Source organism: Pseudomonas sp. P4_B3 (assembly GCF_056402295.1).
This window is the reverse complement of the sequence record NZ_JBFUHR010000003.1, coordinates 37,224-50,175: the sequence shown is the minus strand read 5'-3', so window position 1 is coordinate 50,175 and position 12,952 is coordinate 37,224. Positions and strand designations below refer to the sequence as shown.

General features: G+C 51.8%; 14 protein-coding genes and 1 pseudogene. 7 read left to right on the top strand and 8 right to left on the bottom strand.

Annotated features, from left to right (window positions below; genetic code table 11):
- Window positions 1–52: 52 nt before the first annotated feature.
- Entirely contained in the window at window positions 53–202 is a 150-nt protein-coding gene (locus AC1DWG_RS03995; RefSeq protein WP_477787273.1) for a hypothetical protein, read from the bottom strand.
- Here AC1DWG_RS03995 and AC1DWG_RS03990 point away from each other — a divergent pair.
- Entirely contained in the window at window positions 195–926 is a 732-nt protein-coding gene (locus tag AC1DWG_RS03990) for a hypothetical protein (protein WP_477787272.1), read from the top strand. The two genes, AC1DWG_RS03995 and AC1DWG_RS03990, sit on opposite strands and share 8 nt — an antisense overlap.
- A gap of 319 nt (window positions 927–1,245) precedes the next feature.
- Here AC1DWG_RS03990 and AC1DWG_RS03985 read toward each other — a convergent pair.
- Window positions 1,246–1,590 (bottom strand): annotated as a pseudogene (locus tag AC1DWG_RS03985) (group II intron maturase-specific domain-containing protein); the annotation flags it as partial.
- Window positions 1,591–1,628: 38 nt separating this feature from the next.
- Window positions 1,629–2,009, bottom strand: coding sequence for a DUF6124 family protein (locus tag AC1DWG_RS03980; RefSeq protein WP_477787271.1), 381 nt, complete (start codon window positions 2,007–2,009; stop codon window positions 1,629–1,631).
- Between the two features lie 774 nt (window positions 2,010–2,783).
- Between AC1DWG_RS03980 and AC1DWG_RS03975 the strand changes: the two genes are divergently transcribed.
- From AC1DWG_RS03975 to AC1DWG_RS03960, 4 genes are all read left to right on the top strand, one after another.
- Window positions 2,784–3,122 carry a hypothetical protein gene (locus tag AC1DWG_RS03975; RefSeq protein ID WP_477787270.1) on the top strand — a complete coding sequence of 113 codons (339 nt, stop codon included), beginning with the start codon at window positions 2,784–2,786 and terminating at the stop codon, window positions 3,120–3,122.
- A gap of 277 nt (window positions 3,123–3,399) precedes the next feature.
- Entirely contained in the window at window positions 3,400–4,182 is a 783-nt protein-coding gene (locus AC1DWG_RS03970) for a hypothetical protein (RefSeq protein WP_477787269.1), read from the top strand.
- 157 nt (window positions 4,183–4,339) lie between these two features.
- Window positions 4,340–5,929: an AAA family ATPase gene (locus tag AC1DWG_RS03965; RefSeq protein WP_477787268.1), complete on the top strand. Its 1,590-nt coding sequence runs from the start codon at window positions 4,340–4,342 to the stop codon at window positions 5,927–5,929.
- The gene (locus tag AC1DWG_RS03960; RefSeq protein WP_477787267.1) at window positions 5,926–6,606 is read left to right on the top strand and encodes a hypothetical protein; all 681 of its coding nucleotides are present in this window, start codon (window positions 5,926–5,928) and stop codon (window positions 6,604–6,606) included. Before AC1DWG_RS03965 ends, AC1DWG_RS03960 begins: the two co-directional genes overlap by 4 nt.
- Before the next feature lie 253 nt (window positions 6,607–6,859).
- On the opposite strand, the gene AC1DWG_RS03955 is transcribed toward AC1DWG_RS03960, so the two are convergent.
- The gene (locus tag AC1DWG_RS03955; protein ID WP_477787266.1) at window positions 6,860–7,654 is read right to left on the bottom strand and encodes a DNA adenine methylase; all 795 of its coding nucleotides are present in this window, start codon (window positions 7,652–7,654) and stop codon (window positions 6,860–6,862) included.
- Between the two features lie 266 nt (window positions 7,655–7,920).
- Between AC1DWG_RS03955 and AC1DWG_RS03950 the strand changes: the two genes are divergently transcribed.
- Window positions 7,921–8,292: a hypothetical protein gene (locus AC1DWG_RS03950; RefSeq protein ID WP_477787265.1), complete on the top strand. Its 372-nt coding sequence runs from the start codon at window positions 7,921–7,923 to the stop codon at window positions 8,290–8,292.
- Window positions 8,293–8,401: 109 nt separating this feature from the next.
- Here the strand turns inward: AC1DWG_RS03950 and AC1DWG_RS03945 are convergent, their stop codons facing one another.
- Both AC1DWG_RS03945 and AC1DWG_RS03940 read right to left on the bottom strand, forming a co-directional pair.
- Entirely contained in the window at window positions 8,402–8,596 is a 195-nt protein-coding gene (locus AC1DWG_RS03945; RefSeq protein ID WP_477787264.1) for a DUF7940 domain-containing protein, read from the bottom strand.
- Between the two features lie 49 nt (window positions 8,597–8,645).
- Complete coding sequence (locus AC1DWG_RS03940) at window positions 8,646–9,284, bottom strand: glycoside hydrolase family 19 protein (protein WP_477787263.1); 639 nt, start codon at window positions 9,282–9,284, stop codon at window positions 8,646–8,648.
- Window positions 9,285–9,474: 190 nt separating this feature from the next.
- Here AC1DWG_RS03940 and AC1DWG_RS03935 point away from each other — a divergent pair, with 190 nt between their 5' ends.
- Window positions 9,475–10,248: an HNH endonuclease gene (locus AC1DWG_RS03935; protein WP_477787262.1), complete on the top strand. Its 774-nt coding sequence runs from the start codon at window positions 9,475–9,477 to the stop codon at window positions 10,246–10,248.
- Window positions 10,249–10,437: 189 nt separating this feature from the next.
- On the opposite strand, the gene AC1DWG_RS03930 is transcribed toward AC1DWG_RS03935, so the two are convergent.
- Both AC1DWG_RS03930 and AC1DWG_RS03925 read right to left on the bottom strand, forming a co-directional pair.
- Window positions 10,438–10,692, bottom strand: a complete 255-nt coding sequence (locus AC1DWG_RS03930) for a hypothetical protein (RefSeq protein ID WP_477787261.1) — start codon at window positions 10,690–10,692, stop codon at window positions 10,438–10,440.
- Between the two features lie 10 nt (window positions 10,693–10,702).
- Window positions 10,703–12,949 carry a hypothetical protein gene (locus AC1DWG_RS03925; protein ID WP_477787260.1) on the bottom strand — a complete coding sequence of 749 codons (2,247 nt, stop codon included), beginning with the start codon at window positions 12,947–12,949 and terminating at the stop codon, window positions 10,703–10,705.
- Between the last annotated feature and the right edge of the window lie 3 nt (window positions 12,950–12,952).

Here is a 12,952-nt window from a genome sequence, read left to right as displayed (position 1 = left end):
TACCGGGCCGAATAGGAGGTGCGGTGGCTCCGGATCCCAGGCGGTGTTGGGATCAAAAATCCAGGCTGCTCACGCTCACCCGGTATTCATCCACGCAGGTCGCCGGCCACACACCGGAGAGCTCTCCGCTCTGCTTGCGCAAGGCGACCACGTGCGCCCCGCCGACCGACCAATCGAAGGGCTCGGTGCTGGCCATGATCATCGGCGATGCCGCACCCAAGTTCAGCGGCTGCCTGGAGCGCTTCGAAACGAAATGGCTGACCACCAAGACCTACGCCGCAAGCACCCTGAAGGAAATCAAATTCAAGCTGGCCCGGTACCGCGAGGACCTGGGTCACCTGATGATGGGCCAACTGGATGTGCTGACAGTGACTGAGTACCTGGATGGCTTCGAGAACAACGCCTACACAAAGCACCGGGGCCTGCTAGTCCAGGTATTCGCGTTCGCCGTCGCTAAGGGCTTGTGCGATCGCAACTGCGCCGAGCTGACGCTGGTGAAAAAGGAAGCCGAGAAGAAGCGCCAGCGGCACACCGTCGAGGGTCTGAACAACATTCTGGAGTACGTGGGGACACCGATCTGGCTGAAGCGCCATTCGACTAGGGTTGCTGAGTCTTCAGCGGCGGGAAGATATCGTGATGTGGCCGAAATTGGCTGTGGACCTCGAACAGAACACCATCAAGGTGTCACCCGGGAAGACACAGAACTACGGCAAGCCCGTGCACTTGGAAATTGTCATGGGTCAGGCCCTGCGGGAGGTGGTGCTGGAGTGCGTGAGATCGCCGGTCGTCTGCCCGTACCTGATCCACTACTCGCCAAAGACACGCAGAAGGACTCAACTGGACGCCAAGCTACACTGGAACGCAGTAACGGCGGACTATCTGACCAAGTCTTTTGCCCTGGCACGGGACGATTCCAAGGCTTATGAAGAAATGCCAGCCGGTGAACGCCCTACCTTCCACGAGATTCGCGCACTCGGTGCCTGGCTGTATGAGCAAAAGGGGTTCAGCAGGAATACATTCAGGGCTTGATGGGTCACGCTGACGTGAAGATGACCGAACACTACCAGGTAGGGCACAGTGATGACGCAGTGGTTTACATGAAGGTGAAAGCCAACCTGAAGATGTAGTGCGGTGGTCGTTTGCCCAAACACCAAGCAATCGGCATAGGGGACGACCTTCACAGGCCGTTCCCCTGCCACACCACCCGGCATGCGGGTCCGCACCGGGCGGTTCGAGAGATTGAGGTTATGAGAGACGCACCATTCCCAGTCTGTCGAACCACGCAATGTTGAGCACGCGATTCAGACCAAGACGACTGTTGCGCCACCAGCGGCAGGTGTTTCCTGCCACCTTCTGCGCCACTTGGCTATTCGCGCCGAGTGCTCGCAGCTCACGATACGTCGTCGTTCCGCGCTTCCATTGTTTTAGCTGGATAGCTCGCAGTCGGTGTCGTATCCATTCATCCAGCTCACGCCAGACGCCTGGGGTTTGCGACAGCCCAAAGTAAGCTTTCCAACCCAGAATGTAAGGGCGCAGGTCATCGACGAACTGCTGCAAACTGCGACCGCACGAGCGTCGGGTGTACCAACGTAGGGGATCATGAAATTTTTTGGGGCGACAGCGTTGGTTCAGGAGCCGTGTGCTCCTGGCGATATCTCACCCCCATTGCCTTGCGGATCGACATTGTCCAATGCCCGACTCACCAACAACTCCCCCACCACCGCCAGTTGCTGAATCGACAGCGCCAAACTGCGGGTTGAACCTTCGAGCTTGCAAGCCAGGTCAGTGGTCAAGACGTTCAACGAAGCGAGGGTTTCGCTGGCATGACACAGGAGCGTTTCAGTGTCGACATTGGGAAGAATGGTGAACAGATGGCAGACAGGATCAGCGTGATTCGGGTTTCGCAGGCGTTTGCTGACCACCCGCTGAGAGTCAGCGGTTAGTTGAGGAAGATCGAGAGAATCGGAAGCCATTGCGGTTTCCGGAGGGTCAGGCGTGATCTTTTTCATCGTTTTCGTTCCTAGAATTAACCAAAGGAACTGCCAGCATCACTTCCACATGATGGGGTGGCAGCTGTGCACGGGTGTGGAAGACCGGGGATCTAGGAACCCGACGCACTCGAAAGTGCCCCGCGCACAGCCGCCATAATTTAACAGCAGACATGAAAAAAGCGCCTGCTTAAATTTAGGTGGCGCCCTGTGCGCCCAGATCTTGTGAAGGGCTTCCACACCCTTGTCGCTGAATTTGCAGCGACGAAGGGAGGTTAGCTGGGTGATCAGTGGGAGGGCAATATGGGCAATGGGGACGCGATTTGAGGGAAATTTCCTACTTTTCGTGATGTTATCAACGCAATACCCAGCACTTGCCCAATCGTCCTGAGGCATGCCCAAGCTCCATCAGCCCATTCCTGATAAACTCCCTCACCTCCCAGCCTCACCGATTCCAGATCCCTCATGTCCGTAACCACCGTCACACCCGCCCCACTCTCCCGCCGTTTCTCCGTCGCGCCGATGATGGATTGGACCATCTAATTCTGAAGGCCTTACAAATAAAGACTTTCAGAGAATCTGCTTTTTCTACGTACCTCTTTCGTACCACTGCGCGCACATTTGCAGCCGCCACTCGCAAATATTGTCGCCAGTGACTGTCGCTCCAATCCAGACAGGAACTCTCATCGTTGCGAATGGCTAGAGTCGGCCTGCTGCAGCCTTGAATTTGCCCTACGCTTTCATCCTTGGTGATATCGTCATGCCTCATCCGGAGCATGACCCGAGGAGAAATCAATGAGCGAAGAGATCGAGGTTTTGAAACAGCTGCTTGACAAAGGCCATCTGGATAACGAAGACGGCAAGGTTAGCGGAATAGCCAAGCTCGCCGTGGACAAAGGTTTCGACCAGTTGAGTGCCCTGCAAAAGGCAGTCATTGCGCCCCATCTCCAGAGAGCATGTGAGGGAGTGACGAACCCAGGCGGCCACCATAACGAGTGCCGGGTAGTCCTTGAAGGTAAAGAGTTGGCAACAGCACTAGAACAAGAGGGCTACTACAGCAGTGTTCTCTGCGAGAACTGCATCAACGAGACCGAACAGTACTCGAACGAGTGGGACCGTATCCAAAGGGAGTAAACCGCTCAGCGCAGCACACCCCGATTGTGTTGGAGTACTAACGAAAAAAGCCCTACAACCCCGAGAATAAAGGGCTGTAGGGATTTTTTGACATATGGCGGCTATTGTTCATTTGGCATGAAATGGCATTGGTTGGCGTACGATTTGCCCCATTTTTGCCCCATCCCCAACCACCCCGCCGCTCTGGTTCACAGTAGCACCAGGGAATCCTAATGATTTCCAATATGAACATTCGCGGTATTGCCAAGTGATCACCGTCGCGCCTAGGGACTGACCAATGACTGATTTCTTCACAAACGCATGGGAACTCATCGCTAGGCTGCCGGCAGTTGTCGGATGGACCGTCATTGCTGGACTGGTGGCAGCTCTTATCGCTCCGCTTGTGAGCATTTGGAACACCCGGAGATCGCTAGACGTGCAGCGCCTGACGAATGCGCGGTCAGCGTCCACTTTTATCGCTGACAAGCGCCAGAAGTGGATCGATGATCTGCGCACTGACGCATCCAAATATTTGTCATTGTCGTTGGAGACTGCGGAGGCCTGGAAACAGCTCTATTGGAAGTGCGGGAAAGAGCACGACGAGCATTTCGATCACGATCCTCAGAATGTACTCAAGTTTTGCGAATCGTTGCATATCAACTTTCTCAACGAAAACGCAACGCGCGATAGCGAGCACCACCAACTCTACATGCGCATCATTTTGCGCCTGAACAACGAGGAAGAAGCGCATCAGAGGCTGATGACCACGTTGGATGAACTGCGCACTCACATGAGAGACCTAGCGACGGCAGCACTCAGGGGGTCTTACTCAAACCAGAAGCTATTCGACTCTATAGCGGTGACTCTGGACTACGCTGCGGCATACACCAAGATCATTCTCAAAGAAGAATGGCAACGCCTAAAACGAGAGATCGCAGATCCCAATGGGCTGATAAACGAAATCCTTATGGCTAGTAAGCCTCAGATTGTGGCGATAGGCGCTATGCCACGTAAGCCCTCTTCCGGCGCTGCCTCATCGTTATCCAAAGAAATTCCATTGCCACCAAAGCCCCTGGCCTGAGTCGAATATTGGCCGAGATAGGGATTCGAACCCCATTTACATGCCATGCTAAATTAATATAGGGTTATCGCCCAGCATGACGAGCCTGCTAAAAGCACATAGAACACTAAACAAATTTTAAAAGCGACAGGCCACTAAAAAACGCATAGGGACTGCAATGATAATTAGCGAATTAACATTCGACAATAAAAAGATACTTCTTTGTGGGAACTTGTCCAACAGAGAGAGCAATGTTTTCACTTTAATCGTGGGGCGAAATGGGTGCGGCAAAAGCGTATTATTCAAAAAAATATGCCAAATAAGTATTCGCTCAATATTAAACAATAATTCACTTTACGGTTTCGATTCTGGGGAAAACTCTAACTGGAACGAAAACGGGAGCATGACATATATATTCGCAAATACCACCAACAAAATTGAAGTAAAGCAGGCCGAATTCAACCCAGATAGAATTTCCTTCGCCGGCGTGCCGGAAAATGAACGTGCTGCAATAATCGAACGCATAAAGAACAGTCACCCAAAAGACTTTACACTAGAGCGCTTTAGCAATCACGAACACGAATTTGACAACTTTACTCACCCCAAAATTATCGCCGTTTCCTCAAGCCCATTTGACAAATTTCCCTTGGCAGATTGGGCAGCTACCAGGTATCACGAAACACAACTAAAATCCAACTACATCTACCGTGGAGCTAGAACCGACTATAGAATATCAAAAGGTTACTTGAAATCAAAATTTGATCAACTAGGTGCATCATTCATAAACTTCTTCCTCAAGCATGAGGATCGAAAAAACGAAATATTACCGCTCTTCGAATATCTAGGCCTAAGCTCAAAATTCAAAATCATATTAAAAACCAACGATCACATTTCCCTTGATCAGTTAATCAGCAAAGAAAACTACCGTGCCCCTATCGACATTGTACAAAGCTCACGCTTCTTTAAGGGAATAGGTCGAGGGGACGACAACCTCTCAGAAAAAGATCAAAAAGAAATAATAAACTCCGTTAAGGCACTGTATAAAGATGCAATGGAACCATACTCACGCCTAGCCCAACTCTTTACACTGGAGCTAGACTTAAACCCAGATAACGAATCACAAAATAGCAGTCAGCCGAATTTTTTAAAAGAACTTTCCACTTTGGTAAAATTCGATCTAATCGACCTAGAAAATATCGAATTTAACAAAATTGCAACTAATTCTAGATTTTTTCTGTCCGAAGCAAGCTCAGGAGAGTTGTGCATCCTCTTTAACATCCTTTCAATTGCAGCAGAGATCACAAACAATACAGTGATTCTACTAGACGAGCCAGAGTTGAGTCTTCACCCTGAGTGGCAGCAAGATTTTTTACCACTCTTATCTACGATTTTTTCCCACTACAAAGAATGCCACTTCATAATCGCCACACATTCCCCTCATATAGTATCATCAATTAGCACCTCAAACTCTTATATCGTAAACCTAGAAAACAACCCAACCAAAATACTTGAAGGAAAAGAAGTTAGCTCCCAGTCTCTCGACTACCAACTAGCGCAAGTATTTAGAGCTCCAGGCAACAGAAACGAATATTTAATATCGCAAGCCGTAGAAGCATTAACCGCATTACGAGACGGCCAAACCCCAGATTACTCGTTTTTAACAAAAGTTAACGAGCTAATGGAATTCCACGACATAGTTCCCAATAACGACCCAGTACAGAAGCTTCTCTCCACTCTACGAAAAGCCCTGAGCGTCATTATAAAATGAACGAAGTTAAATTCTCGGAATCGGAAAACAAAACAATAGAGCACTTCATTGCATCTAGCGACAAATCTGCTAGCGACTGGTCTAAAGATGAATTTACCTCCATAAAAAAAACAATAAAAGATCATTACATAAAAGAACAAAACCACACCTGTTGCTTTTGCAAACAAAGAATAGTGGTTTGCCATAACAGAGCGTGGGATGCAGAACATATTTTATCTAGATTTTCACATCCTGCTTTCATGTTCGAGCCTAAAAACCTATGCATAACCTGCATAGATTGCAACATGGAAAAAAGCTCAAAGCCTGTACTAGAACGCCCCGTCACAGGTCCTCGCTATCCAGCCAGATCTAGCGCATACACTATCGTACACCCACACTTTGACCAATACGAAGATCATCTCGAAGTCATTGTAGCGGGACAGCTGTATCAATGGAAAACACCAAAAGGTCGAAAAACCATAAATACATATGGGCTTGATCGTTTTCTCAAAGCAGCGGAAAGGCCTCAAGAATCGGACTCATCCCAAGAAATAAAAAAACTGATGAAATCCGCACTATCCTCCAATTCCGACTATGCAGACCGAGAAACTGAGCTTCTTCAAACCCTCCTGCTAAAATATTCAGATAAAATTGGAGCAGAAACAAGTATTGAGGCTATAAAAAAAATCCGACAATGACCCCACCAACCTTTAAATTTAACATTCCGCTGACTAGCACTCAGCGGCTCCCCCATTCTTAATTTTCATAAAATTAAAACATAACTAACATCTTGTTTGATCAAGATCTAATGGGCTCTGAGCATCGTTTGAGAACAAGGGAAACAGATAATTAATCTTCTCTACCAAGGGTTCAGTCGCCCAGTAACCTCAACGGACGACTGATGCAGTTCTGCAGGTGCCCTTCCGTAAATGGGTCACCTGCAATCCCCAACTAAAACAATCCTCCTAGCGCTGCTGGCTCCCAATTCAAGATCATCAGTTCACCGCTCACCTCGGTTTTTCCCTGGCGCTGATTGGCAGTGCTGTAGCGGATATCCAACATCTCAAAGTGAAAGCCCTCAAACACCCGGCGGATGTCCGGGTGGTCATTGATGCTGACCATCACCTTCCCCTTGCAGCGACGCATAAAGTCAGCCATCCGCTCGTAGTTCTCGAACGGAAAGTCCACCCCATAGCCGGCGGTCTGCCAATAAGGCGGGTCCATGTAGTGGAACGTGTGGGCACGGTCGTAGCGTGCCGCGCATTCAAGCCAAGGGAGATTTTCGACGTAGGTGCCGGACAGGCGCTGCCAGGCTGCCGAGAGGTTTTCCTCGATCCGCAGCAGGTTGATGGCCGGAGCGGTGGTCGCCGTACCGAACGTCTGCCCGGAAACCTTGCCGGCGAAGGCATGGTGCTGCAGGTAGAAGAATCGCGCGGCGCGCTGGATGTCGGTAAGGGTTTCGGGGCGGGTCATCTTCTGCCACTCGAACACCTGGCGCGAGCTGAGCGCCCATTTGAATTGGCGCACGAACTCTTCGAGGTGGTTCTGCACGACGCGGTACAGCGTTACCAGGTCGCCGTTGATGTCGTTGAGTACTTCAACGGGTGCAGCCTGAGGCCGCATGAAGTAGAGCGCGGCGCCGCCGGCAAAGACTTCAACGTAGCATTCGTGGGGCGGAAAAAGTGGAATGAGGCGGTCGGCTAGGCGGCGTTTGCCGCCCATCCAAGGAATGATGGGTGTGGACATATTTAGCAAGACCTTTACTGTATATATAAACAGGTGCTAGGCTCGCCGCGCTTTGTGCACGGAGCAAGAGCCTTGGCTGGACTTGCAGGGACAATCTGCAGGGACGGCGGCCAGGCTGGGTGTTGACGCACCCAGCTCGGTCGCTCTTTTTAACGTTAGTGGTAAGGCTACGAAGCCGGGATGTCCCAGCAGTTCGTCACCTTGATCTCGCCTAATCGTCACGCCTCAACTACTGTATATAAAACCAGCATCCGTAAGGTGTGACCGTGGACCCGTACGAAATCGAAGACACCAGCGATTGGCTTGGCTGCCCGACGCCGCTCGATACCTGCCGGCATCAGCTTCGAATGCTCGAGAACGAAATTCAGGAACTGACTCTGCAAATACGCCAGGCCCGGCAAAACATCTTCAAACTGGTTGAGATGCACACCGAAGCTGCCAATGAGCGAGATGCGCTTCGCTCTCAATTGGCCACTGCCAAAGCTGAAGCGGCAGATGCGAACAGGCTCACGACCGAGATCGAAACCCGGAGGAACTGGGAGTTGATGGCCAAGGACAAGCACATCAGCGAGCTCACCGCAAAGCTACGCGCCCTCACCTGCAAAGATCAGCCCATCGGGTTACCGGGCGACAGGTAAATTCGGCATCAGCGCCCGCACATAGGCCTGACACGCAGCCAGGGCGATCAATCCTTGGTCACCGGCATCGGTGATGGCGACAATTCTTTGAGCTCGCGCCAGTCCCTCCTTAGTTACTCAGCTTGGGCTGCAGGATCACCCGAGCCAGCATCACCAGGATGCCCAGCACGCCATAGGCCACAGGCGGCAGTACCGCCTGCAACTGAGGCAGCAACTGCTCAGCGATACCCAATGCTGCAATAGCGCCGCCCGCCTGAACACTGGACATTTTCAAAGCGCTTTTCCAATTGCCAATGAGTTGCATAATTTTCCCCTGTTAATTTTGAAGTAGTTTGCGAGCACTTGTTTACCAATCAGGCCAGCGACTCCAGCGCAAGCCGGTACAGCGCAAGCCGCTCCGCGGCACCGTGCGGCACCCGGCCAGGTTTGCCTGTGTTAATGACGCTGCCGATGTCCTCAATACGGGCGGCGTCTGCCAGTTCATTCAGGCCGCGCTGCGACCACCACCAAGCGGCGGACATGACGGCGTATTCCGGTTGCTCGAGCAGTTCCGGCTTATCCTCCAACGGGAGCCCCAAGGCGACGCCAGCGGAGCTGTAGTTCGAGCGGCCGGTGATCTGCAGCAGCCCACGCCCGCGGTATTGCCAGCCATCCCCGGGTGCCTTGTTTCCGTTACGGCCAGAATACGTATCGTTGGCGATCGCTTCCGGCCGTCGGGCCAAGCTGATCGCCCGGGCGTTCGGCTTGCCATCGGCGCCGCGGTACCGGTCTTTCCAGGTCATTGATAAACCCTCGGCGTTGTAATTGAGGTTTTCCACCAGGCTCCGCAGGTGGCTGGACTCATGTCCGACCTGTGCCAAGAACGCAGCCTGCCGCATGCGACTGTCGATCTTGTACCGAGCCATAGATCGATTCAGCGCAGGCAAAAAAATGCCCGCAACTGGGCGGGCATTTGGAAGGATCTGTAACAGTTGCTGCTGTGTAAGAGGCATATTTTCTCCATGCAAAACACCCGCATTTAGCGGGGGACGGTTAACGATCTACAATGAAGCAGCGGCCGTGGAATCGGCCGCAGAAAAAGCAAAGACTTCTGCCTTCGTATTCAGCTATAACCGGGCACGACTAGCACCCGCGCCTTAACTGCAAGCAGTGAGCTTTTTTCATACAACTAAGGATTAGTGCATGACTCGCAAGCCACCAAAAAACGTAATACAAATTCTTCGTGAAGAAGTAGGTTTTGGCTGCCCAGTCACAGACTGTGGTCTGCCAAATCTTGAGTGGCACCACTTTGATCCACCATTTAGTGAAGAGAATCATCACAACCCTGAAGGAATGATTGCGCTATGCAGAGATCACCACATCCAAGCAGACAATGGCGCCTTCACCAATGAACAACTTAAACAATTCAAAAAGTCCGGCAAAGAAAACTGGAAGCAAGTCTCCGGAAAATTCAATTGGATGAGAAATAGGCTTCTTGCCGTTATTGGTAGTAATTTATCCTACGAGACTCCTATTCTATTTTCATATCAAGGCACACCAAAAATATGGTTCGAGCGAGATGAAAATGGCTACCTACTACTAAATCTTCACATGATTGAAACCAGCAACAAACCAAGAATGTCAGTGGTAAATAACGTTTGGTACGATGCAGGAAATGAGGAACATATAGAATTCCCACCCTCTGCCAAAAAGCTAAAGATCAGCTACCCAAACAAGGACATGGTCTCGATCGAGTATTTCGAAATAAACAGCATCGACGAAGCGAAGAAGCGCTATCCCGAAATCAGTGATCAAAATTGGGCCAAAGTAGAACTGCCAATTACCGCAGTGGAGCTTTCTTTTGTCGATTCTGAGCTCGGCATTAGTTTTACTCCTAAGGAGTTCAAGTTCGGCCCAGGTCTGCGAAGCAGACATGGCTTCGGAATACGCTGTGGTACGGCGTACTCGATTGCATAAAGCCGGTTTCTCTAGAGGTGGATGTGCAGACGGCTTAGCCTCATTGGCTGAATTGGTCCGCACATTCACCGCTTGGGCTCGTTCCCGATAGAGCAAGGCCTAAGCGCCATCCGAGCTGGCATGGCGTTCATCGACTCCACTCCTGAGCCCGTAGATATCCACCGAAGTAAAATGTTGCTGGTGAATTAATCAGCAATCGATAGCCCCAGCGAATCCTGGAAGCGTCTTCAGGTGCGCATAGGCCTGCTCCAGCGGATTGCCGCCGTCGATGTCATAGGGCGCCTCTTTGATTTCGCTTTGGAACACTTCCGCCTCGGGACTACTGCGGTACTGAACACCAAAGGTCATCATCCTGTTGCCCATGGCAATGGCTGGCATGACCGCGGTAATGTGGGCATCTATGACGGTGATACCTTTGAATTCGATGGTCTTCTTGATGGACATGCTCAATTCCTTAGTTAGGGATCCGGAGTGTTCGATAGCCGACACCTGCGGAGTCAGTAGGACCCAACTCAATGCGATCAAAAGAGGTCACACCGTTCTTGATCAGTTTGAGCGACAACGCCGTTTTCCCTGAGGAAAGGCTCGAGTCATCAATCGATGCGACAGTCTCCAACGATTTGTTGCGCCAGCGGTATTTTCCGGAATCCCCCAGGTTGAAGGTGGTGTAGAACTGATCCGTTTGCTCGCTCGCCCCATTCGGCAGCACGCGATAGAACTGCTGATCAACAGTAACCACAAACTCTTTACGCGTGGACACTTCGCTTGAGTAACCCGCCACAAAGTTACTGGAAAGAGTTCCAGCGCCAAACACTACTACTCCGGAGCTCACAAGCGCTTCGGGGTTAACGCCACCGGTGAGCACCCCGTAGTTATTCAGTCCACCCTCACCTGTAAATTCGAAAATCGCCTTGACCGTTGAGTAATAGTTAACGCCCTCAGCAAAGCAGGCATTCGCCTTGCGGAACAAGTACAACGGATTAAGCACGGCAGCCACTGCGGAAAAATAGGGCCTCGGGTCCACCGATCGGCAGTTGAGCGGCAACAGCTGACCGCTGGCCGTGCCGCCATGGAAAATAACTCCCGGCCCTTCGACATTCTCGAAGGTGGTGTTGTAATCCCAATTATCGCGCGACCACTCACCATACTGGATGACAGCGTTGAAATTGGCGGCATTGCCAAACTTGACCATGTTCGCACCCGCGCAGGTGTTGAGCTTGACCCCGCGGGATTCGGTATTTCTGCCCACGGCGAAGCCCACAGCGCTGTTCTCAGCCAGCGTGAAACCAAAGGCCTTGCAAAGATTGACCTCGCTTTCAAAGATACCGTCGAGCAAGAACACATCGGTTTTGATGCCATGTTGTGGCAGCGCAATCACCTGCTCGATTTTGACGCCTTGGCACATCTTGCCAGTCGCCACGCCTGTACCACCGCCGGCCTTGTTGGTTTTAAAGGCGGTACCGGAGAAGTTTTTGATATAGACGCGCTTTGCATAACTCCCATCCCGGGCGCCAAACATGGCGACACCCGGAATATCGCGGCCACCCACATCGATCGTGAGCGCAGAAAGACCCAGATGGGTCGAGACTTCTGCAGCCGCAGTTGAGTCGCCCAACTCAACCACACAGTCACCGATGAACCCGGCACCTGGACCACCCAGCGGGTCCAGGACAAGGCCGGCAGAGTCGATGCCGTCACCCACGAGCTGCGCGCCAGTCACTTTGGTTGTGATCTTGCGCTTGACCTTGAGGGGGTACGGAATCAGGACTTTCTTGCCCTTTTGCAGCGCCGCGTTGATTGCCGTGTCCCAATACCAGGTGGCCGGTTCGGCGGGGTCAATCTTGTCCGCCAAAGGGATGACATGGACGTGTTCCCAGACATTTAAGGTCTGAGCGCTCAACATGCCGGCCACTGTATAAGCGCCTCGGCCGAAGACTCCACGTATGAATGCCACCATTCCTCCCCCCTTCCCCGGGTCAGTGGCGTCACCAAGCTCGCTCATAATCATTTGCCCATCGGCATTTGGCGTAAGCCAAACAATGCCGGTGAAGACACGTTCGATGCCCATGGTGGTATTGAAATATCGATCCCCTGCCGACAGAGGCTGCCCCAGCGGATTGGTAGCGGGATCAGCCGCTAGAGGCCCGAAGTTTCGCCCTGCATAGGCTAAAGCACCCTCAGCAAATGTTCTCGATGCTTCCGAAAATGCCTCTGCCGCATCCGCAGATTGCCGAGCCGAACTTTCCACCCGATCTAACAGATACCGTGTGGGAATTCTCTTTCCGGTATCAACAGCTGCACCGTTAACATTCTGGTAAATCGCATAGGCGGCTTCATCTTCAGGGGCTACAACCTGAAAGATCTTGCCGTTAACAGTCGCAGCGAGCCCCTGTGCAATGGTGCGATAGACACCGTTGGTCAATGCAAGCACATCGTCGGGGTCCGTTATGACGATGTCTCGAATCAAGGGAGCCGAATACCCACCGCGATGGATATGCACATCGATTCGGTTAGTGCTTGTGTAAAAAAATACGCGGGCATTTTTGTCGGCAAGAAACGGATTACCAAGAGGTGTATTGCCTAATGAGTCCAAAAACAGCGCAGCACGTGCCTGCGTGCCACTCACAAACACATCTACCGTTGCGCCGGGCACCAGGGCGCCGTCCTCAGCCCGGGCGGCGAAGAATTGAATGGGTTGCATAAT

Bases quoted from the DNA above. Each gene is read 5' to 3' on its own strand.
- AC1DWG_RS03955 (WP_477787266.1), bottom strand. From the start codon at position 7,654: ATGTCCACACCCATCATTCCTTGGATGGGCGGCAAACGCCGCCTAGCC.
- AC1DWG_RS03935 (WP_477787262.1), top strand. From the start codon at position 9,475: ATGACTCGCAAGCCACCAAAAAACGTAATACAAATTCTTCGTGAAGAA.
- AC1DWG_RS03990 (WP_477787272.1), top strand. From the start codon at position 195: ATGATCATCGGCGATGCCGCACCCAAGTTCAGCGGCTGCCTGGAGCGC.
- AC1DWG_RS03940 (WP_477787263.1), bottom strand. From the start codon at position 9,284: ATGCCTCTTACACAGCAGCAACTGTTACAGATCCTTCCAAATGCCCGC.
- AC1DWG_RS03980 (WP_477787271.1), bottom strand. From the start codon at position 2,009: ATGAAAAAGATCACGCCTGACCCTCCGGAAACCGCAATGGCTTCCGAT.
- AC1DWG_RS03970 (WP_477787269.1), top strand. From the start codon at position 3,400: ATGACTGATTTCTTCACAAACGCATGGGAACTCATCGCTAGGCTGCCG.
- AC1DWG_RS03995 (WP_477787273.1), bottom strand. From the start codon at position 202: ATGATCATGGCCAGCACCGAGCCCTTCGATTGGTCGGTCGGCGGGGCG.
- AC1DWG_RS03945 (WP_477787264.1), bottom strand. From the start codon at position 8,596: ATGCAACTCATTGGCAATTGGAAAAGCGCTTTGAAAATGTCCAGTGTT.
- AC1DWG_RS03975 (WP_477787270.1), top strand. From the start codon at position 2,784: ATGAGCGAAGAGATCGAGGTTTTGAAACAGCTGCTTGACAAAGGCCAT.
- AC1DWG_RS03965 (WP_477787268.1), top strand. From the start codon at position 4,340: ATGATAATTAGCGAATTAACATTCGACAATAAAAAGATACTTCTTTGT.
- AC1DWG_RS03925 (WP_477787260.1), bottom strand. From the start codon at position 12,949: ATGCAACCCATTCAATTCTTCGCCGCCCGGGCTGAGGACGGCGCCCTG.
- AC1DWG_RS03960 (WP_477787267.1), top strand. From the start codon at position 5,926: ATGAACGAAGTTAAATTCTCGGAATCGGAAAACAAAACAATAGAGCAC.
- AC1DWG_RS03930 (WP_477787261.1), bottom strand. From the start codon at position 10,692: ATGTCCATCAAGAAGACCATCGAATTCAAAGGTATCACCGTCATAGAT.